Genomic DNA, 22160 nt, shown 5'->3' with positions numbered 1-22160 from the left:
GTCGACATCCAGGGTATGCACTTCGACCACGCCGGCGTCGCGACCGACGACGCCGCCTCGATGGCCGAGCTGTACACCGACCTGTTCGGCTTCGCGGTGGCACACGAGGAGGAGTTCGACGGGATGCGCGTCGTCTTCCTCGACTGCGGGAACGGGTACTTCGAACTGCTCGAACCCATCGAGGACGAGGGGACCATCGCCCGCTACCTCAACAACCGCGGGGCCGGTATCCACCACCTCGCGGTGGCGACCGACGACATCGAGGCCGCCATCGAGACGGCCCGCGACCACGGCGTCCGCCTCATCGACGAGGAGCCCCGGACCGGTGCGTGGGGCCACGACGTGGCCTTCATGCACCCGAAGGACACCGGCGGCGTCCTGCTGGAGTTCGTCCAGCACTGATCAGCCGAGGCGGGCGAACTGCTCGAGCGCCGGGCCGAGGTATCGGGTCACGTTCTCGGGCGGGCTGTCGAACCAGCCCGCCTCGTGGAGTTCGTCGGTCTGCACGTCGAGCCCCGTCGCCGCGCTCTCGCCGGCGAAGATGGCCCAGTCTCCAGTCACCGCCGCGCCGTCGTGGGCGAACGAGAACCGGTTCACCGCGAGCAGGGCCGTGATGTCGACGGCGAGGCCGACCTCCTCCCGGGCCTCGCGGCGGGCCGTCGCTGCGAGGGAGGCGTCCGCCGGCTCGCAGCTGCCACCGACCACGTCCCAGCCGTCGAAGTCGTCCTTCACCCGGCAGAAGAGCAGGCCGGCCTCGCTCTCGACCAGCACGCGACCGCCCCCGAGGACGCCGCGGTCGGCCTCGGCACGGAACGAGGCGAAGCGGTCGGCATCGACCTGGATCGTCTCCTCGTGGACCGGCCGGTCCCCGATGTCGTGCGTGAGCGTCGTCACGCGTCCTCACCCCTGTCGGCCCAGTACTCGGGCCAGAAGTCGAGGTTCGGATGAAGTTCGCTCGGCAGCTCGGAGAACCAGGCCGCGCCGTTGAGCTCGCCGGGCTGGACGTCGATGCTCCCGCCGGCGTACCGGCCGCCGAAGACGACGTAGGCGAGGTGGACCTCGTCCGCGCCGTCGGGGTCCTCGACGACGAGGCGGTCGACCGTCACCGGGCCGTGGACCTCGCACTCGACGCCGGTCTCCTCCGCGACCTCGCGGACCGCGGCGTCCTCGTAGGTCTCGCCGCTGCCCGGGTCGGCGGGGTCGAAGCCCTCCAGCCCGCCCCCTGCCGGCCCCCAGTGGTTCGAGCCACGGCCCATCCCGAGCAGGACCCGGTCCTCGTCGCCGAAGGCGTCGTCGGGCATCGACTCGGTGAGGTCGTGGGCCTGCTCGGGTTCGCGGACGACCCAGACGTAGGCACCGCCGATGTAGCCGTCCTCGGCGTACCCCCGGAGGTCGGCGAACGTCTCCACGGGTTCGTCGCGTCGCCGCTCGACGCGGACCACCTCGTAGGCCTCCCGCAGGCGCTCGATGCGGCGTGTCACCTCGTCGGCGTTGTAACGTGTGGGCGGCATGGACTACGTGAGAAATCGACCGACCGACAAAAGCGTACCTGATTCTCGTGACCGTCTACCACCCGGCAGCACGTCGCTGCGCGAAGTAGTGCAGGTTCGGCGGCAGGTCGGCGAACCACGCCGCGCCGTTGAGTTCTGCGGGTTCGATGGCGACGCTCCCGTCGCGGTAGGTCGCGTCGAAGACGACGTAGGCCATGTGGACCTCGTCCTCGCTGCTGGGGTCCTCCACGACCGCCCAGTGGACGAAGACGCACTCGGTGAGCCGACACTCGATGCCGGTCTCCTCGCGGACCCGGCGGATCGCGGTCTCCTCGAACGTCTCGCCGCTGCCCGGGTCGGCGGGGTCGTAGCCCTCCAGCCCGCCCCCTGGCGGGCACCAGCTATCGCGGTCGCGGCCCATCCCGAGGAGGACGCGACGACGGTCGTCACCGGTGTCGGCGTCGCGGCACTCGCTGCCACGCTCGTCGTGGCGGGTGGTCCAGCAGTAGGCGCCCCCGATGTAGCCGTCCTCGGCGTGGCGGCGCAACTCGGCGAACTCCCGGTCCGGTTCCTCGCGCTCCGTGACGACCGTCACCTCGTCGTACTCGTCGGTGAGTCGGCCGACGCGTCTGGCGACCTCTCTGGCGTTGTAGCGGGCAGGCGGCATTGCCTCGCAGAAGACTCGGGTAAGCCCGCGGATGAATCTGTTGGCCCGCCGACGGCCGGGCCGCCTGCAGTCGGTCGAACAGGGGGACGGAACCGTGCCGGGACACCCACGCGGCTTGAACTTTCGGGACTACTGTAATGTTCTTCGGCGCCCTCCGGACACCCATGGACGATCCGATCCTCGTCACCGGCGCGACCGGGACCGTCGGTGCCCCGCTGGTGGACGACCTCCTCGACCGTGGCGCGCGGGTCCGGGCGGCGGTCCGGAACCCGGCGACCGTGACCCTCCCCGAGGCGGCCGAGACCGTCGCCTTCGACTTCGAGCGCCCGGAGACGTGGGGGTTCGCCCTCGACGGCGTCGAGCGCCTGTTCCTCCTCCGACCGCCCTCGGCGACCCGGGTGAGCGAGAACGTCGTGCCGTTCGTCGAGGCGGCCGCCCGTTCCGGGGTCGAACACTGCGTGGTGCTCTCGGTCCTCGGCGCGGAGAAGAACCCCCTCCTGCCCCACCGCCGCATCGAGAAGGCCGTGGCCGCGTCCGGGATGCGCTACACCTTCCTGCGCGCGTCGTTCTTCATGCAGAACTTCCTGACGACCCACCTGGAGGACGTGGTCGAACACGACGAACTGTTCGTCCCGGCCGGCGACGGCGCGACGAGCTTCGTCGACGCGCGAGACGTGGCGGCGGTCGCGGGCGAGGCGCTCACCACCAGCGGTCACGCCGACCGGGCCTACGACGTGACCGGGCCAGTGGCCCTGACGTACCACGAGGCCGCCGAAGTGTTCACCGAGGTACTCGACCGGCGCATCACCTACCCGAACCCCTCCGCGGTCGCCTTCGCCCGGCGCTGGCTCGGCCGCGGCGAGTCCCCCGGCTTCGTCGTCACGATGCTCGGCATCTACACGACGGCGAGGCTCGGGCTGGCCGGCCGGGTGACCGACGACGCCCGCCGGGTGCTCGGGCGCGAGCCGCGCGACCTCGGGACGTTCGTGGCCGACCATGAGGACGCGTTCGCCCCGCGGCCACGCTGAGGCGCGCCCGGAGCGGCCGCCTGCCGCGTGCCAGCACCCGACCGACCGAAACGGCGATATCTCGGCGAGTCGTGTCGAAGGGCATGACAGACGACCGCCCGGTGAAGGAACTCGGTGAGCTCGCGCTCCGCGTGGCTGACCTCGAGGAGATGACGGTATTCTACCGTGACGTGGTCGGTCTCGCGGTGCTCCGGCGCTTCGACGACTGCACCTTCTTCAGCCTCCGCGAGGGCTACGGCGGCCACACGCAGATCCTCGCGCTCTTCGACCGGTCCGACGAGGCCGAGTACGTCGCGCCGGCTCCGGCACGGACCACGGTCGACCACTTCGCGTTCACGGTCGACCTCGCGGACTTCGAGGCCGAGCGCGACCGGCTCGAATCGCTGGGCGTCGACCTCGACCTCGCCACCCACGAGTGGGTGTCGTGGCGGTCGCTGTACTTCTCTGACCCGGAGGAGAACCGCGTGGAGTTCGTCTGCTACGACGAGACGGTCGGCGAGTGACCGCGCCAGCCTCCCGCGACGCTCACACCAGTTCCGTGTCGAGCATCCGCGTCCGCCGCCCGTTCACCTCGTGGTCGACGACCACGCGGCGCGGGTAGGCGTTCCGGAAGCGCATCCGCGACTGGTACGGGACGTGCCCGACGCACTGGATGCAGGCCACGTCCGTCGACTTCTCGGCCCCGATGGTGACGTGGAGCACGTCGTCCTCCAGGCGCGTCTCGACGACCTTCGCGGTGTAGCACGGGTTCGGCGTGAGCACCAGTCCATCGACGACGACCGCCTCGTCCTCCCGGATGACGTCGGCGTCCTCGAGCGTGCCACACCGGCCGCTCTCGGCGCTGAGGGTGGTCTCGACCAGTTCGGCGCCGGGGCAGCCGATGAGCGTCGACTTCGTGGTCGAACTCACCGTGCCGAGGTCGTCGACCCGGATGGTCGTCGTCGCGACGTTGCAGTCGAAGGCCCCGACCTCGACCTCGCCGCCGAAGGCGCCCTCGACGTCGACCGCGACGACGTAGTCGGTCGGCTGGTTCAGGGTGATCTCGAGCCAGCCGCCCGCCGGGAACTCGCGGATCTGCCAGAGGCGGAGCTGTGCCCCGTCCCTGATACGGTAGCCGATGGTGCGGGTCTCCTCGCTGTCGTTCCAGAGCCGGACGGTGCGGGCGGTCTGGTTCTCCGGGAAGTCCACCCCGTCGCGGGTCCCGAGCGTCACGCGCGCGAAGGGAGTCTTTCCCTCGGGGAAGACGCCTCCCTGTGGTCGCGTCTCCGTCTCGGGGTCGTCGAAGCCCCTGAACCGCCGGCGGTAGTACCGGCGCCGGGCATCCAGCCGGCCTGTCGCGTCGCGTCCCCTGGCTCCCCCAACGGAGCCAACAGCTGCGAGTGAGGCGGTACCACCGATTGCGGTGAGCAGTTGTCGGCGTCGCATAGCCGTCCATACGAATTAATCATAAAAGACCATTAGGGTAACTGGAACGCCGAATTCAACAGTCTCTGAGTGGTAAGAGTACAGATTTCTCGTTTCGAGAATACGAGCTTCTGACCGGTTCCCGACCGGTAACCGCTCGTTACCCGAAGCTCTCGACGTGTGCCTCGTCCGGGTCCACGCCGGCGTCGGCAAGCGCGTCCTGCACCAGCTCGCAGAAGTCCTGGAAACCGAAGACGTACACTTCGCCGCGGTCAGTGGCCGCGCCGACCGCGTCGGCCACCTCGTCGTCGGCGTCGTCGTCGAACACCTGGACCAGCGAGCCCGCGTCCTCCAGTTCGACCAGTCGGTCCTCGTGTGCGGGTTCGTCGTCCTGGTAGACGACGGTCGCCTCGTGGCCGTGTTCGACCGCGCGCTCCGCGATGGCGACGGCCGGGCCGATGCCGGGACCGCCCGCGACGACGACCACGTCGCCCTCGTCGTCGTAGTGGACGTTCCCGAACGGCCCCTCGATGCGGACTTCCGCGCCCGCGTCGAGGTCGGCCAGCCACGGCGTCAGGTCGCCTTCGGGGTCGACGCCGACGGTTATCTCGAACGTCTCGCCGACCGTCGGCGACGACAGCGTGTAGTAGCGGCTCAGCTCCTCGCCCTCGATCGTCGCGCGCAGCAACACGAACTGTCCCGGCAGCGCGTCGAAACCGTCGGGTGTCTCGAGGTCCAGTGCGACCGTGTCGGGTCCGACCGTGCGAACGCCCCGCACAGATACTACCGTCTCGTCCATAATTCTACCTGTTACGTTCGCGAGTAAATTCCTTCCGTTCCGGCGCATTGCCCCGTGTTTCAGAACCCTTTTACTCCCACGAGGGGTAGCCCCGCACCAACATGGCCGAGGACTTAAACTGGGCAATCGGCGGGGAGGCCGGAGACGGCATCGACTCCACCGGCAAGATCTTCGCCCAGGCACTGTCACGTGCTGGACGACACGTCTTCACCTCGAAGGACTTCGCATCACGGATCCGCGGCGGGTACACCGCCTACAAGATCCGCACAGCCGTCGACCCCGTACAGAGCGTGGTCGACCGACTCGACCTGCTCGTCGCCCTGACACAGCGCACCATCGACGAGAACCTCGACGAACTCCACGATGGCAGCGTCATCATCTACGACGGCGAGCGCTCGTGGGACGCCGAGTACCCCGACGAGATCACGGGCGTCGACGTCCCGCTGAAGTCCATCGCGGTCGACGCCGGTGGCGCCATCATGCGCAACGTCGTCGCGCTGGGCGCCGCCTGCGAGATCACCAACTTCCCCATCGAGAACCTCGACGAGGCGCTCCAGAAGCGCTTCGGCTCGAAGGGCGAGAAGCTCGTCGAGAACAACAAGCAGGCCGCCCGGATGGGCGCGGAGTACGTCCGCGAGAACTACGACCTCGACACCGAGTTCGACCTCGAGACGACCGACGAGGACTACGTCCTCCTCAACGGTGACGAGGCCATCGGGATGGGCGCCATCGCCGCCGGCTGTCGCTTCTACTCGGGCTACCCCATCACGCCCGCGACGGACGTGATGGAGTACCTCACCGGTCGCATCGAGCAGTTCGGTGGCCACGTCGTCCAGGCCGAGGACGAACTCTCCGCCATCAACATGGCACTCGGCGCGGCCCGCGCCGGCGCACGGTCGATGACGGCAACCTCTGGCCCCGGTATCGACCTCATGGCCGAGACGTTCGGCCTCGTCGCCACCAGCGAGACGCCGCTGGTCATCGTCGACGTGATGCGCTCCGGTCCCTCGACCGGGATGCCGACCAAGCAGGAGCAGGCCGACATCAACATGGCCCTCTTCGGCGGCCACGGCGAGATCCCGCGCTTCGTCGTCGCCCCGACCACCATCGACGAGTGCTTCTGGAAGACCGTCGAGGCGTTCAACTACGCCGAAAAGTACCAGACGCCCGTCTACCTGCTCGCCGACCTCTCGCTGGCGGTCACCGAGCAGACGTTCACCCCGGACACCTTCGACATGGACGCCGTCGAGGTCGACCGCGGCAAGGTCGTCGACGACGACACCATCGAGGAGTGGCTCGACGACGAGGGCCGCTTCACGCCCCACGCCAACACCGAGGACGGCGTCTCGCCGCGCGCATTCCCCGGCACGGAGCAGGGCGCCCACATGAGCACCGGTCTCGAGCACGACGAACTCGGCCGCCGGACCGAGAGCACGGAGGTCCGCATCGAGCAGGTCGACAAGCGCTACCGCAAGGTCGAGACCGCGAAGGAGCAGGAGGACTTCGACTACCGCGAGTTCGGCGATTCGGACGCCGACAACCTCGTCATCTCGTGGGGCTCGAACGAGGGCGCACTCATCGAGGCACTCGACTACCTCGAGGAGGACGACATCTCGGTGCGCGTCCTCACCGTCCCGTACATCTTCCCGCGCCCCGACCTCACCGACGAGGTCGAAGCCGCCGACGACGTCGTCGTCGTCGAGTGTAACGCGACCGGGCAGTTCGCCGACCTCGTCGAACACGACGTCCTGCAGCGCGTGAACCGCATCAACAAGTACAACGGCGTCCGCTTCAAGGCCGACGAACTCGCCGCGGACATCAAGGACGCGATCACCCAGGAGGCAGACCAATGAGCTCAGACGTTCGATTCACCGACTTCAAGTCCGACAAGCAGCCCACCTGGTGTCCCGGGTGTGGTGACTTCGGTACGATGAACGGCATGATGAAGGCACTGGCGAACACGGGGAACGACCCCGACAACACGTTCGTCGTCGCCGGCATCGGCTGTTCCGGCAAGATAGGCACCTACATGCACAGCTACGCCCTCCACGGCGTCCACGGCCGCGCACTCCCCGTGGGCACGGGCGTCAAGCTCGCCAACCCCGACCTCGAAGTGATGGTCGCGGGTGGCGACGGTGACGGCTACTCCATCGGTGCCGGCCACTTCGTCCACGCCGTCCGCCGGAACCCCGACATGACCTACGTCGTCATGGACAACCGCATCTACGGGCTGACCAAGGGCCAGGCCTCGCCGACCTCGCGCTCGGACTTCGAGACGAGTACGACCCCGGAAGGCCCGCAGCAGCCCCCGGTCAACCCCCTCGCGCTCGCACTCGCCTCCGGCGCGACGTTCATCGCCCAGTCGTTCAGCTCCGACGCGATGCGCCACGCCGAGATCATCCAGCAGGCCATCGAGCACGACGGCTTCGGCTTCGTCAACACCTTCAGCCCGTGTGTCACGTTCAACGACGTCGACACCTACGACTACTTCCGCGACTCGCTGGTCGACCTCAAGGAGGAGGGCCACGACCCGACCGACCGCGAGGCGGCCAAGCAGAAGATCCTCGAAGGCGACAAGGAGTACATGGGCGTCCTCTACCAGGACGAGGAATCCGTCCCGTACCACGAGGTCCACGGCGTCACCGAGAACATGTCCGAGATTCCGGACGGCGCACCCGAGAACGCGATGGACCTGGTCCGGGAGTTCTACTGAGAGGACCTTTTTAGACCTCGGGTTTCCTCGGGGTTTCACTTCGTTCAACCCCTGCGAGAACCACTCGGTCCAAAAAGCTACGCTGAAAAGGCCGAGTGCTCACGCCGTTCGCACTCGGTGAACGACAGCACTCGGGTCCTTCAGAACGACCTTTTTCCGCGTCGGGTTCGCTCACTTCGTTCACGAACCACTCGCGCAAAAAGCTCGGCCAAAAAGGCTGGGCGCTCGCTTCGCTCGCGCCCACTGAACGACAGCACTCGGGTCCTTCGAACCGCTCGTGCTGTCGACGGTTGTATTCTCTGTTCGGGAACCGGTGACTGTGGTCAGTCCAGATGGAATCGCAGGCAGAGGAAGGTCGGTTCCGTCGCTGCGCGTTCGTATCCAGCAGGGTCGACCTCGCGGAACTCGGCTGTCGGTGTCGGTTCGACCAGTTCGTCCAGTTCGAAGCCCGCTTCCAGTGCGGGCTGGAGCATCGCGGCGAGCGGTCGTCGGAACGCCGGGACGTCGACCGGGTCGCCGAAGGAGTCCCACGTCGCGGAGACCTGCTCGACCGCGTGGTAGTCCTCGGCGTCGTCGTACCCCTCGAAGTCGGCGTGGGGGTGCTGGACCGAGCAGACGACCCACCCGTCGTCGGTGAGGATTCGCCGGAGGTCGTCGAACAGCGCGCCCCAGTCGCGGACGTAGTGGAAGGCGAGCGAGCTGGCGACGCCATCGAAGGCATCGTCGCGGAAGGGGAGCCGAGAGCCGAGGTTCGCCCGGACGAATCCCACGGTCGGTACCCGGTTCCGGGCGTAGCGGAGCATCGCCGGACTGGCGTCGAGCCCGACCACTTCGGCGCCCCTGGACTGGAGTTCGCGGGTCAGGTGGCCGGCGCCACAGCCCGCGTCGAGAACCCTGTCGGCATCGATTTCGGGCACCAGCGACAGCGTGGCCGGGCGTTCGAGGTACGCGTTCCAGGGCTTCGTATCGCCCAGTTCGTCGTACCCCGACGCGAGTCGCTCGTAGGCGTCGTGTGCGACCGGCGGGTCCGGGCTGTCTGGCATCAGGTTGGCGGACGCGACAGTGGGACAAAAGTGCGCCGTCCCGTCGGTGGTGGCTGGACAGGAGCCGTGGCAGAACACGTATCCGACAGGCGGTGGAGTTCCGAGTCGATGGACCTCCACCGGATCCGATATCGCGCAGCGGTCGTCCTCTCTCTTCTCGTCGGTATCGTCGGAATCGCCGCGGGAACGGCCATCGGCGGCATGGTCGGTGTCGCGACGGCGCTCGTCGGCGTCTGTCTCGCGCTCCTCGGGCTCTCGCTCCGGGTCGGGACGAACCGTCATGTCGCGGGCGCGTTCGGCCTGTTCGCCGTCGTCGGTGCGACGCTCGCGGTCGGCTCGGTCGTCGGGTCCGGGTCGGTGTCGACGCTGTCCCTGTCGTTCGTCGTGCTGTCGCTGGTCAGCGCGTGGCGAGGGTACCAGTACTACCGGGCTGGCGAGAACTGAGTGCTGGCGGGTCGCTACTCCTCGTCGGCGTCGTGCTCGACGTTCTGCATCAGGGTGTAGATGTCGTCCTCCTCGTTGGGGAGCTTCGTCGGGTGGCCGCCGATGGCGATGACGTAGTCGTCGCCGTGTTTGACCTTCGTGACGTAGAGGCTGATCTCGACGGTCTGGCCGTTGAGGCTGGTCTCACCGACGAAGACGCCGACCTCGGTCTGCTGGCCGAGCATGGTCACCTGTTCGGTCCCGGTCTGGCGGACGTTCGAGATGGAGCCGTACCCGGTCTGGTACTGCCCGAGGACCCGGTCGAGGAGGTCCGCGTTGCTCATGTTCCGGACGGGGTTCATCGGTCGCCCGACCACGTCGACCTCGTGGGTCGAGACGACCGCGAACAGTCCGACCTGCTGGTCGATGAAGTCGTCCTGCTTCTCGTACTGGGCGACCCAGTTGTCGACGACGATGGTCCGGTCACCGATACCGACCTCCGAACCGTCGATCCGCAGGGTCTGGTTCTCGACCTTCGTCTGTTCGTAGCCGGTGCCCGACTCACCGAGTGCCCCGTCGGCGACCGTCGCCTGGCTCGCCGCGTACTCCAGTGGCTCCTCGCCGGTGACGAAGCCCAGGCACCCGCTCGAAACCAGCAGTACGGCGATCGCCAATGCGGCGACGCCGCGCCTCGTATCCATGTGAGCGAAATCCCGACCAGCAGGTATCAAGGTTCTGGCTGCGACGCTAAGCGTTTATAAGCACCAATGGTGGTAACTACCGACAAACCTGACCGAACCCAAAAGACCTTTTTCCGGCCTCGTAATTACATCTCATTACAGATGTCCGAGTTCCCCGAGTACCTCGACGTCGATTACACGGACGGCGAAGGCGAGTCCCCCGAGGACTACCCGTCCATCGAGCACAAGATCGAGAAGGCACTCGACGTGACGAAGAAGGGTATGGAGGAGTACGAGAACCCGGCCGTGATGTGGACCGGCGGGAAGGACTCCACGCTCACCCTCTACTTCGTCAAGGAGGTCGCCGAGCAGTACGACCTCGAGCTCCCGACCACGGTCTTCATCGACCACTACCAGCACTTCGACGAGCTCATGGACTTCGTCGAGCACTGGGCCGACGAGTGGGACCTCGAGGTCGTCTGGGCGCGCAACACCGACGTCGGGCAGTACGTCGAGGAGAACGACCTGGAACCGGGCGACGACATCCCGGTCGACGCGCTCTCCGAGCACAACCAGCACCACATCCGGAACATCCTCGAGTACGAGGAGGAGACGTTCCCGTTCCTGCTCGACACCTACGTCGGCAACCACCTGCTGAAGACGGTCGCGCTCAACGACGCCCTCGAGTCCGAGGACATCGACGGTATCATCTCGGGCATCCGCTGGGACGAACAGGAGGCACGCGCCGACGAGACGTTCTTCAGCCCGCGCCACGACCCCGACATCTACCCGCCCCACGACCGCATCCAGCCCATCCTCCAGTTCGCCGAGGCCGACGTCTGGGAGGCGTTCTGGCACTTCGTGGTGCCGGAGACGGTCGAGGACTACCCCGACGAGGGCTACGTCCCGCAGGACTACGACGACCTGCCGAACGGTCTGACCCACGAGGACATCCCGGTCTCCCCGAAGTACTTCGAGGGCTTCCGGAGCCTCGGCTCCGAGGTCTCGACCGACAAGGCCGACCAGGAGCCCGCCTGGCTGCAGGACCTGGAGAACACGACCGAGCGCGCCGGCCGCGCCCAGGACAAGGAGGACCTTATGGAGCGCCTGCGCGACCTCGGCTACATGTAAGCTCGGCCGCCGAGCCACACAGCCGATAGCGCCACCTTCTCGCAGCCGCCCTTCACGGGCCTGTATCTACACTTCTCGTCGAGTACACCGACAGCACTGGCGAGACCGTCGTGAGTACAGGTCGGTCGCCCGCTCGTGCGACGCGGATGCACGCTCCGGATACGGGTAAGAACCCTCGGTGCCTCCCCACAACCATGGTACAGAGACACACGCGCCGAGCGATGCTCGCCGCGACCGGCGGCTCGCTCGCTGCCCTCGCCGGCTGCCTCGGCGGTGGCGGGGGCGGCAACACCGCCGCGGTCGCTGACAGCGGGGGCGGTGGCGGTGGGACCGACCCCACCGCGGCCGACACCGGCACCGACCCAACGGCCGGGGGTGGCAGCCCCGGGACCGCGGTCCCGCTGGCCGAGGACCGCTTCACGGTCGAGTACGACTACGACACGCTCACGGGCTGGGTCATCTCCGGCGGCCCGCCGAAGGACGGTATCCCCTCCATCGACGACCCGACGTTCGAGGCCGCCTCGAAGGTTGGGTCACGGGTCCGCCCGGGCGACCCGGTCTTCGGCGTCGAGCTGAACGGCGAGGCGAAGGCGTACCCGCAGGCCATCCTCGTCTGGCACGAGATCGTCAACGACACCTTCGGCGACGAGAACGTCACGGTCTCGTACTGCCCGCTGACCGGGACCGCCATCGGCTACCGTCGCGGCGACACCACCTTCGGCGTCTCGGGGAACCTGCTCAACTCCAACCTCGTGATGTACGACCGCGAGACCGACAGCCGCTGGCCGCAGGTCATGGGCACCGCCATCTCGGGCGGCTACCGGGACCACAGCCTCCAGCACGTCCGGGTCACCTGGACCACGTGGGAGGAGTGGCAGTCGGTCCACCCCGACACCACGCTGCTCACCGAGGACACCGGCTACATCCGCGACTACGGCCGCGACCCCTACGGGACCTACAACCCGAAGGCGGGCTACTACAAGACCGACGGGATGCTGTTCGAACCCGAGAAGGAGGACGGCCGGCACCCGCCGAAGATGGTCGTCATCGGGGCCCGGACCGCCAGCGGGGCGTTCGCCGTGCAGAAGCAACGGCTCCGCCAGGAGCAGGTCGTCACCGGGACCGCCGGCGACGTGCCGGTCGTCGCGGTGTACGAACCTGCCCTCGACACCGGCTACGTCTACCGGGCCGACAGCGAGGTGACGGCGACCGGCGACGGCCGGTACGAGGTCGACGGCGCGACCCACACCGCCGACGCGCTCCCGCTGGACCGCGTTCCCGCCTTCGACGCGATGTGGTTCGCGTGGTTCGCGTTCTACCCCTCGACCGAGATCCATGTCTGAGACCACGGACGGGCGCTGGCCGGTGCCCGACCGCCTCAGCCGGACCGGGCGCGCGGTCCGGCTCGCCCTGGGCCGCCGCGACTCCCTCGCCGTCGTCCTCGCCGTGACGGTGCTCTACCTCGGCGTCTACCTGCTGGCCATCGGCGACCTCGCCATCCGGAGCGGCTTCGGCGTCGGCTACGTCGTCGTCGGCGACCCGCTGGCCCGGATGGTCGAACCGACAACGAGCCAGTTCACCTGGGAGGCCGTCGCGCTTGTGAACCTCGAGGTCGTCCGGCTGCTCGTCTCGCCCCTGAACATCGGGCTCGGGCTGGTGCTGGCCGGGCTCGTGGGCATCAACCTCGGCGTCACTTACCTGACGTGGCGCCACCCGAAAGCTTGCGGCATCGACGGGGGTGGGGCCGGCTCCGGGACCGGCATCCTCGCCGCGGTTCCCGCCCTGCTCTCGGGCAGCGCGTGCTGTGGCCCCGTGGTGCTCATCGCACTCGGCGTCTCCGCGTCGGGGGCGCTCCTGACCGTCTTCGAGTGGCTGTTGCCCGTCGGGGTGGCGCTGTTGCTCGCCAGTCTGGTCTACTCGGGCGGGAAGATGGACCCGGTCGGCGCGGCTCATGGCTGAACCGGCCGGGGGCCGAGACGGGTGCTATGGGCTGGGAGGGCGCCGCTTCGCTACTCTTCGTCGAAGAGAGTCTCGCCTTCGACCATGTGCTCCTCGACGGCGTCCATGTCCAGCGTGACGCCGAGGCCCGGCTTCTCCGGGACCTCGATGTAGCCGTCGACGATGACGTCCTCCTCGACCAGGTCCTCCCACCAGCCGAGTTCGTAGGAGTGGTACTCGACGGCGAGCGCGTTCGGGATGGCGGCGCCGACGTGGGCGGAGGCCATCGTCGCGACCGGCGAGGAGACGTTGTGCATCGCGACTGGCACGTAGTACTGGTTGGCCACGTCCGCGATCTTCCGGGTCTCGCGCATGCCGCCGACCTTCGGCATGTCGGGCGCGATGATGTCGACCGCCTGGTTCTCGATGAGGCGGCGCTCCTCGGTCACGCGGTACCGGTTCTCGCCGACCGTGATGGGCGTCATGGTCGACTTCGTGACCTCCTCCTGGACCTCGAGGTTCTCCGGCGGGACGGGGTCCTCAAGCCACCAGACGTCGTAGTCCTCGATGGCGTTGGCGAGGCGCTTGGCGGAGCCACCGGAGAACGTCCAGTGGCAGTCGAAGGCCACGTCGGCGCGGTCCTTGACGCGCTCGGTGACCTTCTCGACGATCTCGGCCTTGTGGCGGATCTCGCCGGGTCGCAGGTGGCGGTTCGCGCGGTCCTTCTCGTGGCCCGAGGGCACGTCGAGGTCGAACTTGAGGGCGTCGTAGCCCAGCTCCTCGACGACGCGCTCGGCCTCGTCGGCACAGGCCTCGGCGTCGGCCTCGGCCTCGGTGTGGCAGTCACAGTAGACGCGCATCTCGTCGCGGTACTTGCCGCCGAGCAGCTGGTACGCCGGGATGTCGAGGAGCTTGCCCGCGAGGTCGTGCAGGGCGATCTCGATGCCGGAGATGGCCGTGACGGTGACACCCTCGACGGAGCCCTCGCCGGACATCTTCTGGACGAGGTGCTCGTAGAGGCGGTCGATGTCGAGCGGGTTCTCGCCGACGACCATCGGCTTCATGCGCTCGATGAGCTCCGGGACGCCCGCGCCCCAGTAGGCCTCGCCGGTGCCGACGACGCCCGCGTCGGTGTAGACGCGCACCAGTGTCCACGGGAAGTTCCCGTCGACCATCGTGGTCTGGACGTCGGTGATCTCGACGTCTCGGCCGCCGCCGCGCTCGCGCGTGACTCCCATCGTCTCGCCGGAGAGTTCACGCATCGTGTACTCCGCGTTCGGGTCGTGGAGGTTCGAGTAGTCGATTCCCATGAACGCTTCATTTACTCGCAGCGTAGTAAAAGTTTGTCTCTGTCTCGCACCCCTCACGCCCGGGGGAGCGTGACCACGAACGTCGCCCCGCCGAGGTCGCCGGTCTGCAGGTCGATGTCCCCCCCGTAGCTCTCGACCATCTCCCTGACGAGGTACAGGCCGAAGCCGGTGCCGGGACTGGCGAAGCCCTTGCTGCCCTTCTCGAAGACGGCGCCGGCGAGGTCGTCCTCGACCCCCGGGCCGTTGTCGGCGACGCGGACCTCGACGCCCTCGTCGGTCTCCCTGGCGGTCACCCGGACGACCGGCGTCTCCTTGTCGTTGTGCTGGACCGCGTTCGTCAGCAGGTTCTCGAACACCTCCGGGAGCAGGTCGTCACCGACCACCTCGACCACCGGGAACTCGCCGGTCTCGAACGTCGCGTCGGTGTAGCTCGCCTTCGCCTGTGCCGTCTCCTCGCGGAGGACCTCGTCGAGCCGGACCGGCTCCAGTTCGTGGTCGCCCTCGTGGACGATGGCCTGCATGAACGCCTGGATGGTCTCGATGAGGTCGATCATGTCCTCGATGCGGTCCACGACGGTCTCGAGGTGCGGGACCATCGTCTCGTCGACGTGCCCGTCCAGCAACTCCGCCCTGGCGAGGACCACGTTCATCCCGTTGAGCAGGTTGTGCCGGATGATGCGGTTCATGAACTCGAGGCGCTCGCGCTCGTTCCTGACCTGCTGCTGGTGCTCGATGGCGGCGATGGACAGCCCGAGTATCTCCCCGAACTGGGCGAGGACGTGTCGTTCCTCCTCGTCGAAGGCGGTCCCGCGACCCGTCGTGACCGTCAGGACCCCGAAGCACTCGCCCTCGTAGACGATGGGGACGGCGGCGATTGCAGCCCACTCGTGGTCCGCACCGCCGTCCTGGAGCCCGTCCGCCGTGACGTTCCTCGCGACCTGGACCTCGCCGGTCCGGTGTGCGCGGTCGACCGGCCCCGAGTCCTCGTCCGGGAATGGCGGTCGTGACGGGGCGGCGTGCGACCCCTCCGGCGTGGAGGCGGCCCGGCACGCGACCGTTCCGGTGTCGTCGACCTCGCACAGCCAGGCGAAGTCGTACGTCTCGGTCGACACCAGCGACCGGCAGGCCGTCTCCTCGACGCCGGCGCGCGTCGACTCGCCGAGGACCTCGCCCGTCACGGCCCGGACGACCCCGTTGAGTTCGTCGAGCGCCCGCAGCCGGTCGACGTTGCGCTGGCGTTCGAGTTCGTAGCTCACCCAGTCCGCGAAGATGTCCACGAACGTCACCTGCCACTCCGAGAACGCCTCCTCCCGTGCCTCGGTGTCGTAGAAGCAGAACGTCCCGTACGGCTCGCCACCGACGATGACCGGCGCGCCGAGGTAACACGAGATGCCCCAGTCGGCGTTCCCGGACTTGTCGGCCAGCTCGGGGGCGTCGCGCTCGACGTCGTCCAGCACCAGGGTCCGTTCGGTCTCGACCACGCGCTCGCAGTTGGTCGCCTCCAGCGGAATCACGTCGCCGGCCTCCAGGTCGGCGTCCGTGGGCGCGTCGATGGACTCGAAGACGTAGTCGTCGTCGTGGACCCGCGAGAGGGTGGCGTAGTCGGTCCCGACCGTCTCGCGGACGACATGCAGCAGGTCCGCGACCCGGTCCTCGAACGGTCGCTCCATGTCGGCCGCGATGTCGTAGGCCTCCCTGAGCGCGCGTTCCCGCCGCGCCAGCGCCTCGTTCTCCTCGTCGCCCGCAGCCGCGGCCGCCGTGGCCGCGTCGAGCACTCGGCTCGCGACCGCCGCCGGGTCAGTCTCGCCGTCGTCGAACGGGACGTAATCGGCGACGCCGGCCTGGATGGCGTCGCTGGCGAGGTACTCGTCGCCGTCCCGTGCCACGAACACCACGGGGATGCTGGGGTGGGTCGACCGGACCTGGCGGACCACGCCGAGCCGGTCGTCCCCGGCGGTGTGGTCGGTCACGACGACGCAGTCCGGCGGCTGCTCGCGACTGGTCACGCTGTCAGGCACGTCCACGACCGCCACCTCCCCACCTGCATCTGTCACCGCAGAGGCGAGCACCGACCCGAACTCGTCGCCCCCTGCGACGATGCTGACCCGTGGGGCGGTCTCACCGCTCTCTGACATACCGTGTCATTCGAGAGTCCCCGTGTAAAGTCTCTGGGTCCCGGACGTGCTCGCGGGGTCGCTGGCTTATCCGAGGGAGGCGTCCGTTATCTCGATGTGCCCACGCGTCCCCTCCCAGACCGTCTCGTACTCCAGCTCGATGGGCCGCGCCATGTGCGGGCCGTCCGTCACGAAGGTCTCAGGAACCACCTTTTTCGTCGTCGGGTGCGCTCGCATTCGCTCGCGAACCGCTCCTCGAAAAAGCTGGGCCAAAAAGACCGCCGGCAGAGCCGGCGGATGAGTACAGTACAGCGACAGTCTAGCCGAGGGAGGCGTCCGTTATCTCGATGTGCCCGCGCGTCCCCTCCCAGACCGTCTCGTACTCCAGCTCGATGGGCCGCGCCATGTGCGGGCCGTCGGTGACGAAGGTCTCGAACTCGCCACCCTCACCGAGGACGTGGACGCCGTACTCCTCGTTGAGCGCCGCCAGCTCGGCGAATGCGTCGGCGTCCAGCGTCCGCCCCAGCCACGACTCGTCGAGGCCGTGGGCGGCGACCTGCAGGATGGTGATCTCGAAGCCCGCGTCGAGCATCTCCGCGGCGAGTTCGGACGGGTCGCGCTGCCACAGCGGCGCGAACACGTCACAGCCGAGGCGGTCGGCCATCGCCTGGATGCGCGAGGTCTGGAACTCGCTCTCGATGGCGCCCGCCGTGACGCCAGCGAGGCCACCGTCGAGGTCGTCGGCGAGGTCGACCAGTGCGGCCTCCAGAGGCTCCAGTTCCGCGTCACCCTGTGCCGCGGAATCCGTCGCGGCCATCGCGTCGAAGTCCTCGGGGGTGACGTTCACGTGTTCCAGACCGATGCTCTCTGCCGCGAGCGACGTGAGCTCCGTCGCCGGGACGTGGTACATGTACGACTCGCCCTCGGGGTGGACCGTCAGCATGTGCGAGACGGGCAGGTCCTCCTCGAGCGCCCGGTAGAGCGCCCACGAGGAGTCCTTCCCGCCGGAGAAGAGGCTCACCCACGAACCGTCGGCTGTCATAGCTGAGCAAGCGACCCGCGAGAGTAAACGTGTGACGGACTCCTCACGAGCCCTGTTCGAGTTCGGCCTCCTCGATGTTCGTCCCCGAGAGCGCGGCGGCGATGCGGACCCCGACGAGTGCGAGCAGGACCGCCGCGACGACGAAGCCGGCCAGGCGCTCGCCCGGCAGCAGGTCGAACGCGCCGAACGCGCTCTGGCCGACGGTCACCCGGGGAACCCGCAGCGGGTCGATGAGTTCCGAGCGTTCGAGGAAGTACGCCGAGAAGCCCCGGATGACCAGCGAGACCGCGACGAGGATGAACGGCATGTTCAACATCGCGTTCGGGACGCCCTCGGAGTCGATGGCCTCGTCGAGCACGCGCCCGATGCTCGCGGTCGCGCCCGCCATCGCCAGCCACGGGACGGCGTGGAAGACGAACATCATCGAGGGCAACAGGACGCCCTCGACGCCCGTCATGCGCGAGACCTCCAGCGCCCCGACGAACATCCCGACCATCGTCAGCCCGGCCGCGACGACGTAGGTGACGACGGAGACGTTCCCCGAGTAGAGCGCGGTCTGGACCTGTGCCGCGCCGTCTTTCGCCAGCTCGTCCACCGCGAAGCCCTTGTACAGCAGGAACACCCCGACGATGGCGGTGATGGTCGCCGCACCGACCGCCGGCCCCCAGGTCAACGCCAGCGCCGGGAAGGCGACGAGCGCGACCCCGAGGGGGACGAGGACGGTCTGGCGCAGCTCCTCGTCGGCGAGGAACTGCTTCAGCAGGTAGTACGTCGACTCGATGTCCCGGGCCTGCCTGACGACGACGCGGTCGACCGAGTCGACGCGGAGTCGGGACTCGACGACCGGCACGAGGCGTTCGTCCTGGGCGCTGTCGATGACGACGACCGCCGAGTCGAGGTCGTACCGGCTGATGAGTTCGTCCAGTTGGTGCGCGACCGACCGGTCCGCTCCGACGACGTTCTCGCTCGCGCCGGAGACGACCGCGACGACGGTCTCTTCGTCCTCGTCGCGCAGGTCCCGCGCGACCCGGAGGGTCTCCAGCAGGCAGTTCACGTTGGAGTCTTCCGGGTCCGCGAGACCGACGTCGGTGACGAGCGAGCGGACGGCCTCCCAGCCCACGACGGGCGTCTCGAGGCCCGTCTTCCGTCCGATATCGTCGGTCCGGTCGACACACACGACCAGCGTAGCCACTACTGCATGCGAACACGCAAAGGGATAAAAAACTGCCGTGACCGACAGCCGCGGGGCTCTCGGTGGTCAGAAAAACGGTATCAGTTCGCTGCGCGCTGGGACCGCAAACAGAGAGAGTCCCCGAGTCGGGCGCTTAGAGGCGGCCAGCCTTCTGCAGCTTCATCAGGTCCTCGGTGTCGAGGGTCTCGCCTTCCTTGAACTTCTGGTAGATCTCCTCGGCCTCGGCCTCGACCTCCTCGCGCTTCTGGTCGCGCTCGGACTGCTTGGCCTCCTCCTCCTTCTTGTCCAGCTCGCGCAGGCGCTTCTGGACGCGGACGAAGTCCTCGTGGTGACGGTCGGCCGCTTCCTGGGCCTCGACGAACTTCTCGTGCATCTCGTCGGCCTCGTCACGGATGTCGTCGGCCTCGCGGTAGGCCTCGATCATCTGGTTGTGGTGCTCCTGAGCCTTGTCGGCCAGCTCGGTCACCTTCTGGTGGTGCTTGGACGCTTCGGAGCGGACCTCCTCGGCCTCCTCGACGAGTTCGTCGAGGTCGTCGTTCTGGCCCATCTTCTCCTTGCGGCTCTGGTACTCCTCGCGCTTGGACTCGATCTTCTCGATGAGCTCCTTCTCCTCCTCGGAGGAGAGGACCTCGGTCTGCTGCTTGAACTCCAGGTCCTCGATCTCGGACTCGAGCTCCTCGAGGTCCTTGCCGTCGTCGAGCTCGAGGTCGGACTTCATCTCCTCGACCTTGTCGAAGAGCTCGTTGGCCTCGGCGTTGAGGTCGTTGCGCTTCTGCTTGTGCTCCTGGACCAGCTCGTTGAGCTCGTCGCGCTTCTCGCGGTGCTCCTGTGCCTCGTCGACCTTCTCGCGAGTCTTCGCGTTCAGGTCGTCACGGCTGGAAGCACGCTCAGAAGCCATCTGGTTGAGATCGTTACGGCGGTCTCGCAGTTGTCCTGCGAGTTTGATAAGTTGACCCTTGGATTTGTTCTCAAGGTCGTCTTCTGTGAGTTCTACGTTCTTGGATGTGTCTATCGAATCAGCCATTGTTTAGTCGTACCTCGATTCCGTCCCGCGCCGGAACGGTAGCAATCGCTGGCGGCCTGCGACCTCTCGGGGACAAGATTCCGTGTCATTCTGGTCGGCTAACGATGCTACCGGAACACCGGCGGCGTTCTGGTACCAGTTAGTACCACGGCAAGTAATTTAAATGTACCGATTGCCTGTATTCCCGGAATCGATAGCCAGCGCCGACACAGGGTGTGTAAAGTGGTAGCACACTAGCAGGTCGTGCTTATAAAGAGTACCTGTTGACGGTCCGGCGACCCTCGCCGTCGACCACCAGTTCGAGGGTGTCCGCGTCCGCCGGGACCGAGACCGTGCCGACGGGCTCTCTCGCGCCCGGTGCGACGACTACCGGGACCGACTCGCCCGCCTCACCGGCGGTCCAGGAGAAGGTCCCGTCGAGCTGGTCCGGTGTGTCGTTCACCACGGTCACGTCGACGGACCCTGGTGGGGTTCCATCGCACAGCGCGACGACGGGCTGGAACGAGTCCGCGAGCGCGTCGTAGGCCGGTTTCGGTGTCCCGTCGTGGGCTACCACACCCATCCCGCCGCCGGAAGCGACGTCCCGCAGGCAGAACGCCGCGAGGACGTCTGCCCCGTCGATGCGCAGCGCCTCGGCGACCCGCTTGACGATCCTGGCCTGTGTCGCCTGCGACGCGCCCGCACCGTCGTCACCGACGACCGCGTCGTGGCGCTCCCGGTCCAGACCGACCGGTCGCGCGCCGCGTTCCGTGAGCGAGCCAGCGCCGAACTCGGTGACGACGCGGCCGAACTCGGGATACTTCGCGAGCAGCCAGTCGACCGTGTCGGCGTCGCCGTAGTCCCAGCCGGGGTAGAGGTGCGCCGCGTCGGGCGAACACCCCGGCGGCCCGCAGACCGGGAACACCGTCGCGTCGTCGGGGAACGCGCTCGCGATGGCGTCGGCTGTCGCCCGGTCGAACGTCGTCCCGCTCACGCGCCGGCGGAAGCGAAGCCGCGCGAGGCGACCGGTCCCGAGGCGCTCCGGGAACGACTCGACCGGGTCGTCGTGGACGCCGAACATGGCGACCGAGGGGTGGTGGTCGTACTCGCCCGTCAGCGTCCGGGCGAGGGCCTGCCCCCGGGCCGGGTCGACCGCCGCCGGGCCGGTGAGGGGGAGGTCCTGCCAGACCAGAAGCCCCGCCTCGTCGGCCGCGTCGTAGAACCACTGTGGCAGCACGTGCGCGTGGACACGGACGAGGTTGAAGCCGGCCTCCGCGGCCGCCGCGAGGTCCGCCCGCGGCGAGTCACTCGGCAGGAGGTTCACGCCCCGGGCCTGCACGCGCTGGCCGTTGGCCCAGAGCCCGCCCTCGTACCGGACCGGGCAGATGCCCGTCGTCCGGGTGCGCTCGTGGTCCCGGAACTTCGCCCGGACCGTGTACCGGTGCTGGTCGCCGTACCCCTGCGGCCACCAGTACGAGGGGTCGTGTAGTTCCAGCGTCCGGGTGACGGTCACGCGCTCGCCCGCGTCGGCATCGACCTGGACCCGTTCCATCGTGCCGCCGCCGCGGAAGCCCTCGGGGCGGAGCGTGAGCGTGACCGACTCGTCGACCGGTTCCGCCGCGTCGACGCAGACCGCGGTGTCGATGACCGCCCCGTCGTCGGTCAGTCGCGGGTTCACCACGAGGTCGGTGACGAACGCGGGCGGCCGCAATCGGAGGTGTGCGCCCCACCAGACGCCCGGGACCGCGAGTTCCCCGGGCACCATGTCGGTCTCGTACACCCCGCCGAACCCGTCCGTCGGCCGGTGGCACTCGACGATCAGTTCGTTCTCCGGTCCAGGCTCGAACTCGAAGCGGGCCGGGTCGAAGTAGGTGTCGTGCTCGCCCAGCAACTCGCCGTCGAGCCAGAAGCGTGCCCGGCCGTACACCCCGCGGAAGTCGAGGAGCGTGCGCTGGTCCCGGGCCGCCCGTGGGTCCGAGAATTGGAGCCGGTAGGCGACGGCGTCCTCACCGGCGAACCGGGCCGGCCGCCCGGGGACCGAAACTGGAGCCCACTCGTCGACCACCGGTGGCTCCGTGTCACGGGCCGTCACGACCGTCCCGCCCTCCCACTGACTCGGCATATGGACACACACACCACCCGCGACCACGAAAGGTCTTGCGACCACTTTCACTTTCACCGCG

Annotated in this window: 22 protein-coding genes and 1 pseudogene; 9 read left to right on the top strand and 14 right to left on the bottom strand. The window is 68.1% G+C overall.

Annotated features, from left to right (window positions below; genetic code table 11):
* The first annotated feature begins 15 nt into the window (after window positions 1–15).
* Window positions 16–402, top strand: a complete 387-nt coding sequence (gene mce, locus NOV86_RS16320; RefSeq protein ID WP_267642682.1) for a methylmalonyl-CoA epimerase — start codon at window positions 16–18, stop codon at window positions 400–402.
* On the opposite strand, the gene NOV86_RS16315 is transcribed toward mce, so the two are convergent.
* The 3 genes from NOV86_RS16315 to NOV86_RS16305 are packed head-to-tail and all read right to left on the bottom strand — an operon-like array spanning window position 403 to window position 2157.
* Window positions 403–894, bottom strand: a complete 492-nt coding sequence (locus tag NOV86_RS16315) for an NUDIX hydrolase (protein WP_267642680.1) — start codon at window positions 892–894, stop codon at window positions 403–405.
* On the bottom strand, window positions 891–1511 hold the full coding sequence (locus NOV86_RS16310) for an NUDIX hydrolase (protein ID WP_267642679.1): 621 nt from the start codon (window positions 1509–1511) through the stop codon (window positions 891–893). Before NOV86_RS16310 ends, NOV86_RS16315 begins: the two co-directional genes overlap by 4 nt.
* A 55-nt stretch (window positions 1512–1566) precedes the next feature.
* Window positions 1567–2157 (bottom strand): NUDIX hydrolase, encoded by a 591-nt coding sequence (locus NOV86_RS16305; RefSeq protein WP_267642678.1) that lies wholly within the window; start codon window positions 2155–2157, stop codon window positions 1567–1569.
* A 164-nt stretch (window positions 2158–2321) separates the two neighbouring features.
* Between NOV86_RS16305 and NOV86_RS16300 the strand changes: the two genes are divergently transcribed.
* Window positions 2322–3185 carry an SDR family oxidoreductase gene (locus NOV86_RS16300; RefSeq protein ID WP_267642676.1) on the top strand — a complete coding sequence of 288 codons (864 nt, stop codon included), beginning with the start codon at window positions 2322–2324 and terminating at the stop codon, window positions 3183–3185.
* Between the two features lie 83 nt (window positions 3186–3268).
* Complete coding sequence (locus NOV86_RS16295) at window positions 3269–3688, top strand: VOC family protein (protein ID WP_267642675.1); 420 nt, start codon at window positions 3269–3271, stop codon at window positions 3686–3688.
* A 22-nt stretch (window positions 3689–3710) separates the two neighbouring features.
* Here NOV86_RS16295 and NOV86_RS16290 read toward each other — a convergent pair whose 3' ends face one another.
* Complete coding sequence (locus NOV86_RS16290) at window positions 3711–4610, bottom strand: hypothetical protein (RefSeq protein WP_267642674.1); 900 nt, start codon at window positions 4608–4610, stop codon at window positions 3711–3713.
* A 139-nt stretch (window positions 4611–4749) separates the two neighbouring features.
* Window positions 4750–5388, bottom strand: a complete 639-nt coding sequence (locus NOV86_RS16285) for an FAD-dependent oxidoreductase (RefSeq protein WP_267642673.1) — start codon at window positions 5386–5388, stop codon at window positions 4750–4752.
* Window positions 5389–5489: 101 nt separating this feature from the next.
* On the opposite strand from NOV86_RS16285, the gene NOV86_RS16280 reads away from it, so the two are divergent.
* A complete protein-coding gene (locus tag NOV86_RS16280) occupies window positions 5490–7241 on the top strand; it encodes a 2-oxoacid:acceptor oxidoreductase subunit alpha (protein ID WP_267642672.1) in 1752 nt (583 codons plus the stop codon).
* Window positions 7238–8101, top strand: a complete 864-nt coding sequence (locus NOV86_RS16275; protein ID WP_267642671.1) for a 2-oxoacid:ferredoxin oxidoreductase subunit beta — start codon at window positions 7238–7240, stop codon at window positions 8099–8101. Before NOV86_RS16280 ends, NOV86_RS16275 begins: the two co-directional genes overlap by 4 nt.
* A 323-nt stretch (window positions 8102–8424) precedes the next feature.
* Here NOV86_RS16275 and NOV86_RS16270 read toward each other — a convergent pair whose 3' ends face one another.
* On the bottom strand, window positions 8425–9144 hold the full coding sequence (locus NOV86_RS16270) for a class I SAM-dependent methyltransferase (protein WP_267642670.1): 720 nt from the start codon (window positions 9142–9144) through the stop codon (window positions 8425–8427).
* Between the two features lie 108 nt (window positions 9145–9252).
* Between NOV86_RS16270 and NOV86_RS16265 the strand changes: the two genes are divergently transcribed.
* Complete coding sequence (locus tag NOV86_RS16265; protein ID WP_267642669.1) at window positions 9253–9588, top strand: hypothetical protein; 336 nt, start codon at window positions 9253–9255, stop codon at window positions 9586–9588.
* Window positions 9589–9602: 14 nt separating this feature from the next.
* Here NOV86_RS16265 and NOV86_RS16260 read toward each other — a convergent pair whose 3' ends face one another.
* Window positions 9603–10268, bottom strand: a complete 666-nt coding sequence (locus NOV86_RS16260) for a DUF6517 family protein (RefSeq protein WP_267642668.1) — start codon at window positions 10266–10268, stop codon at window positions 9603–9605.
* Between the two features lie 141 nt (window positions 10269–10409).
* On the opposite strand from NOV86_RS16260, the gene NOV86_RS16255 reads away from it, so the two are divergent.
* The 3 genes from NOV86_RS16255 to NOV86_RS16245 all read left to right on the top strand — a co-directional run bounded on the left by NOV86_RS16255 (window position 10410) and on the right by NOV86_RS16245 (window position 13337).
* A complete protein-coding gene (locus NOV86_RS16255; protein ID WP_267642667.1) occupies window positions 10410–11378 on the top strand; it encodes a phosphoadenosine phosphosulfate reductase family protein in 969 nt (322 codons plus the stop codon).
* A 194-nt stretch (window positions 11379–11572) separates the two neighbouring features.
* Window positions 11573–12721, top strand: coding sequence for a DUF3179 domain-containing protein (locus NOV86_RS16250; protein ID WP_267642666.1), 1149 nt, complete (start codon window positions 11573–11575; stop codon window positions 12719–12721).
* Window positions 12714–13337, top strand: coding sequence for a hypothetical protein (locus NOV86_RS16245; RefSeq protein ID WP_267642665.1), 624 nt, complete (start codon window positions 12714–12716; stop codon window positions 13335–13337). Before NOV86_RS16250 ends, NOV86_RS16245 begins: the two co-directional genes overlap by 8 nt.
* Window positions 13338–13387: 50 nt before the next feature.
* Here NOV86_RS16245 and NOV86_RS16240 read toward each other — a convergent pair whose 3' ends face one another.
* The 7 genes and pseudogenes from NOV86_RS16240 to NOV86_RS16210 all read right to left on the bottom strand — a co-directional run bounded on the left by NOV86_RS16240 (window position 13388) and on the right by NOV86_RS16210 (window position 22099).
* Window positions 13388–14626, bottom strand: a complete 1239-nt coding sequence (locus NOV86_RS16240) for a mandelate racemase/muconate lactonizing enzyme family protein (protein WP_267642664.1) — start codon at window positions 14624–14626, stop codon at window positions 13388–13390.
* Between the two features lie 53 nt (window positions 14627–14679).
* The gene (locus NOV86_RS16235; protein ID WP_267642663.1) at window positions 14680–16761 is read right to left on the bottom strand and encodes a receiver/sensor box histidine kinase; all 2082 of its coding nucleotides are present in this window, start codon (window positions 16759–16761) and stop codon (window positions 14680–14682) included.
* Between the two features lie 66 nt (window positions 16762–16827).
* Window positions 16828–16941 (bottom strand): annotated as a pseudogene (locus NOV86_RS16230) (diphthine--ammonia ligase); the annotation flags it as partial.
* A gap of 118 nt (window positions 16942–17059) precedes the next feature.
* The gene (locus tag NOV86_RS16225) at window positions 17060–17782 is read right to left on the bottom strand and encodes a diphthine--ammonia ligase (RefSeq protein ID WP_267642662.1); all 723 of its coding nucleotides are present in this window, start codon (window positions 17780–17782) and stop codon (window positions 17060–17062) included.
* Between the two features lie 43 nt (window positions 17783–17825).
* On the bottom strand, window positions 17826–18974 hold the full coding sequence (locus NOV86_RS16220; RefSeq protein WP_267642661.1) for a DUF373 family protein: 1149 nt from the start codon (window positions 18972–18974) through the stop codon (window positions 17826–17828).
* Window positions 18975–19107: 133 nt separating this feature from the next.
* Window positions 19108–19998 (bottom strand): coiled-coil protein, encoded by an 891-nt coding sequence (locus NOV86_RS16215; protein WP_267642660.1) that lies wholly within the window; start codon window positions 19996–19998, stop codon window positions 19108–19110.
* A gap of 247 nt (window positions 19999–20245) precedes the next feature.
* Window positions 20246–22099 (bottom strand): glycoside hydrolase family 2 protein, encoded by a 1854-nt coding sequence (locus NOV86_RS16210; protein WP_267642659.1) that lies wholly within the window; start codon window positions 22097–22099, stop codon window positions 20246–20248.
* Between the last annotated feature and the right edge of the window lie 61 nt (window positions 22100–22160).

It is taken from the genome of Haloarchaeobius amylolyticus (assembly GCF_026616195.1).
Classification (GTDB): Archaea; Halobacteriota; Halobacteria; order Halobacteriales; family Natrialbaceae; genus Haloarchaeobius; species Haloarchaeobius amylolyticus.
Note: the sequence above shows the minus strand (reverse complement) of the source record. Positions and strands in the feature narration are given on the sequence as shown.

Excerpts from the sequence above, each read along its gene's own strand:
- mce (WP_267642682.1), top strand. The coding sequence starts at position 16 with ATGCACTTCGACCACGCCGGCGTCGCGACCGACGACGCCGCCTCGATG.
- NOV86_RS16310 (WP_267642679.1), bottom strand. The coding sequence starts at position 1,511 with ATGCCGCCCACACGTTACAACGCCGACGAGGTGACACGCCGCATCGAG.
- NOV86_RS16305 (WP_267642678.1), bottom strand. The coding sequence starts at position 2,157 with ATGCCGCCTGCCCGCTACAACGCCAGAGAGGTCGCCAGACGCGTCGGC.
- NOV86_RS16300 (WP_267642676.1), top strand. The coding sequence starts at position 2,322 with ATGGACGATCCGATCCTCGTCACCGGCGCGACCGGGACCGTCGGTGCC.
- NOV86_RS16295 (WP_267642675.1), top strand. The coding sequence starts at position 3,269 with ATGACAGACGACCGCCCGGTGAAGGAACTCGGTGAGCTCGCGCTCCGC.
- NOV86_RS16290 (WP_267642674.1), bottom strand. The coding sequence starts at position 4,610 with ATGCGACGCCGACAACTGCTCACCGCAATCGGTGGTACCGCCTCACTC.
- NOV86_RS16285 (WP_267642673.1), bottom strand. The coding sequence starts at position 5,388 with ATGGACGAGACGGTAGTATCTGTGCGGGGCGTTCGCACGGTCGGACCC.
- NOV86_RS16280 (WP_267642672.1), top strand. The coding sequence starts at position 5,490 with ATGGCCGAGGACTTAAACTGGGCAATCGGCGGGGAGGCCGGAGACGGC.
- NOV86_RS16275 (WP_267642671.1), top strand. The coding sequence starts at position 7,238 with ATGAGCTCAGACGTTCGATTCACCGACTTCAAGTCCGACAAGCAGCCC.
- NOV86_RS16270 (WP_267642670.1), bottom strand. The coding sequence starts at position 9,144 with ATGCCAGACAGCCCGGACCCGCCGGTCGCACACGACGCCTACGAGCGA.
- NOV86_RS16265 (WP_267642669.1), top strand. The coding sequence starts at position 9,253 with ATGGACCTCCACCGGATCCGATATCGCGCAGCGGTCGTCCTCTCTCTT.
- NOV86_RS16260 (WP_267642668.1), bottom strand. The coding sequence starts at position 10,268 with ATGGATACGAGGCGCGGCGTCGCCGCATTGGCGATCGCCGTACTGCTG.
- NOV86_RS16255 (WP_267642667.1), top strand. The coding sequence starts at position 10,410 with ATGTCCGAGTTCCCCGAGTACCTCGACGTCGATTACACGGACGGCGAA.
- NOV86_RS16250 (WP_267642666.1), top strand. The coding sequence starts at position 11,573 with ATGGTACAGAGACACACGCGCCGAGCGATGCTCGCCGCGACCGGCGGC.
- NOV86_RS16245 (WP_267642665.1), top strand. The coding sequence starts at position 12,714 with ATGTCTGAGACCACGGACGGGCGCTGGCCGGTGCCCGACCGCCTCAGC.
- NOV86_RS16240 (WP_267642664.1), bottom strand. The coding sequence starts at position 14,626 with ATGGGAATCGACTACTCGAACCTCCACGACCCGAACGCGGAGTACACG.
- NOV86_RS16235 (WP_267642663.1), bottom strand. The coding sequence starts at position 16,761 with ATGTCAGAGAGCGGTGAGACCGCCCCACGGGTCAGCATCGTCGCAGGG.
- NOV86_RS16225 (WP_267642662.1), bottom strand. The coding sequence starts at position 17,782 with ATGACAGCCGACGGTTCGTGGGTGAGCCTCTTCTCCGGCGGGAAGGAC.
- NOV86_RS16215 (WP_267642660.1), bottom strand. The coding sequence starts at position 19,998 with ATGGCTGATTCGATAGACACATCCAAGAACGTAGAACTCACAGAAGAC.
- NOV86_RS16210 (WP_267642659.1), bottom strand. The coding sequence starts at position 22,099 with ATGCCGAGTCAGTGGGAGGGCGGGACGGTCGTGACGGCCCGTGACACG.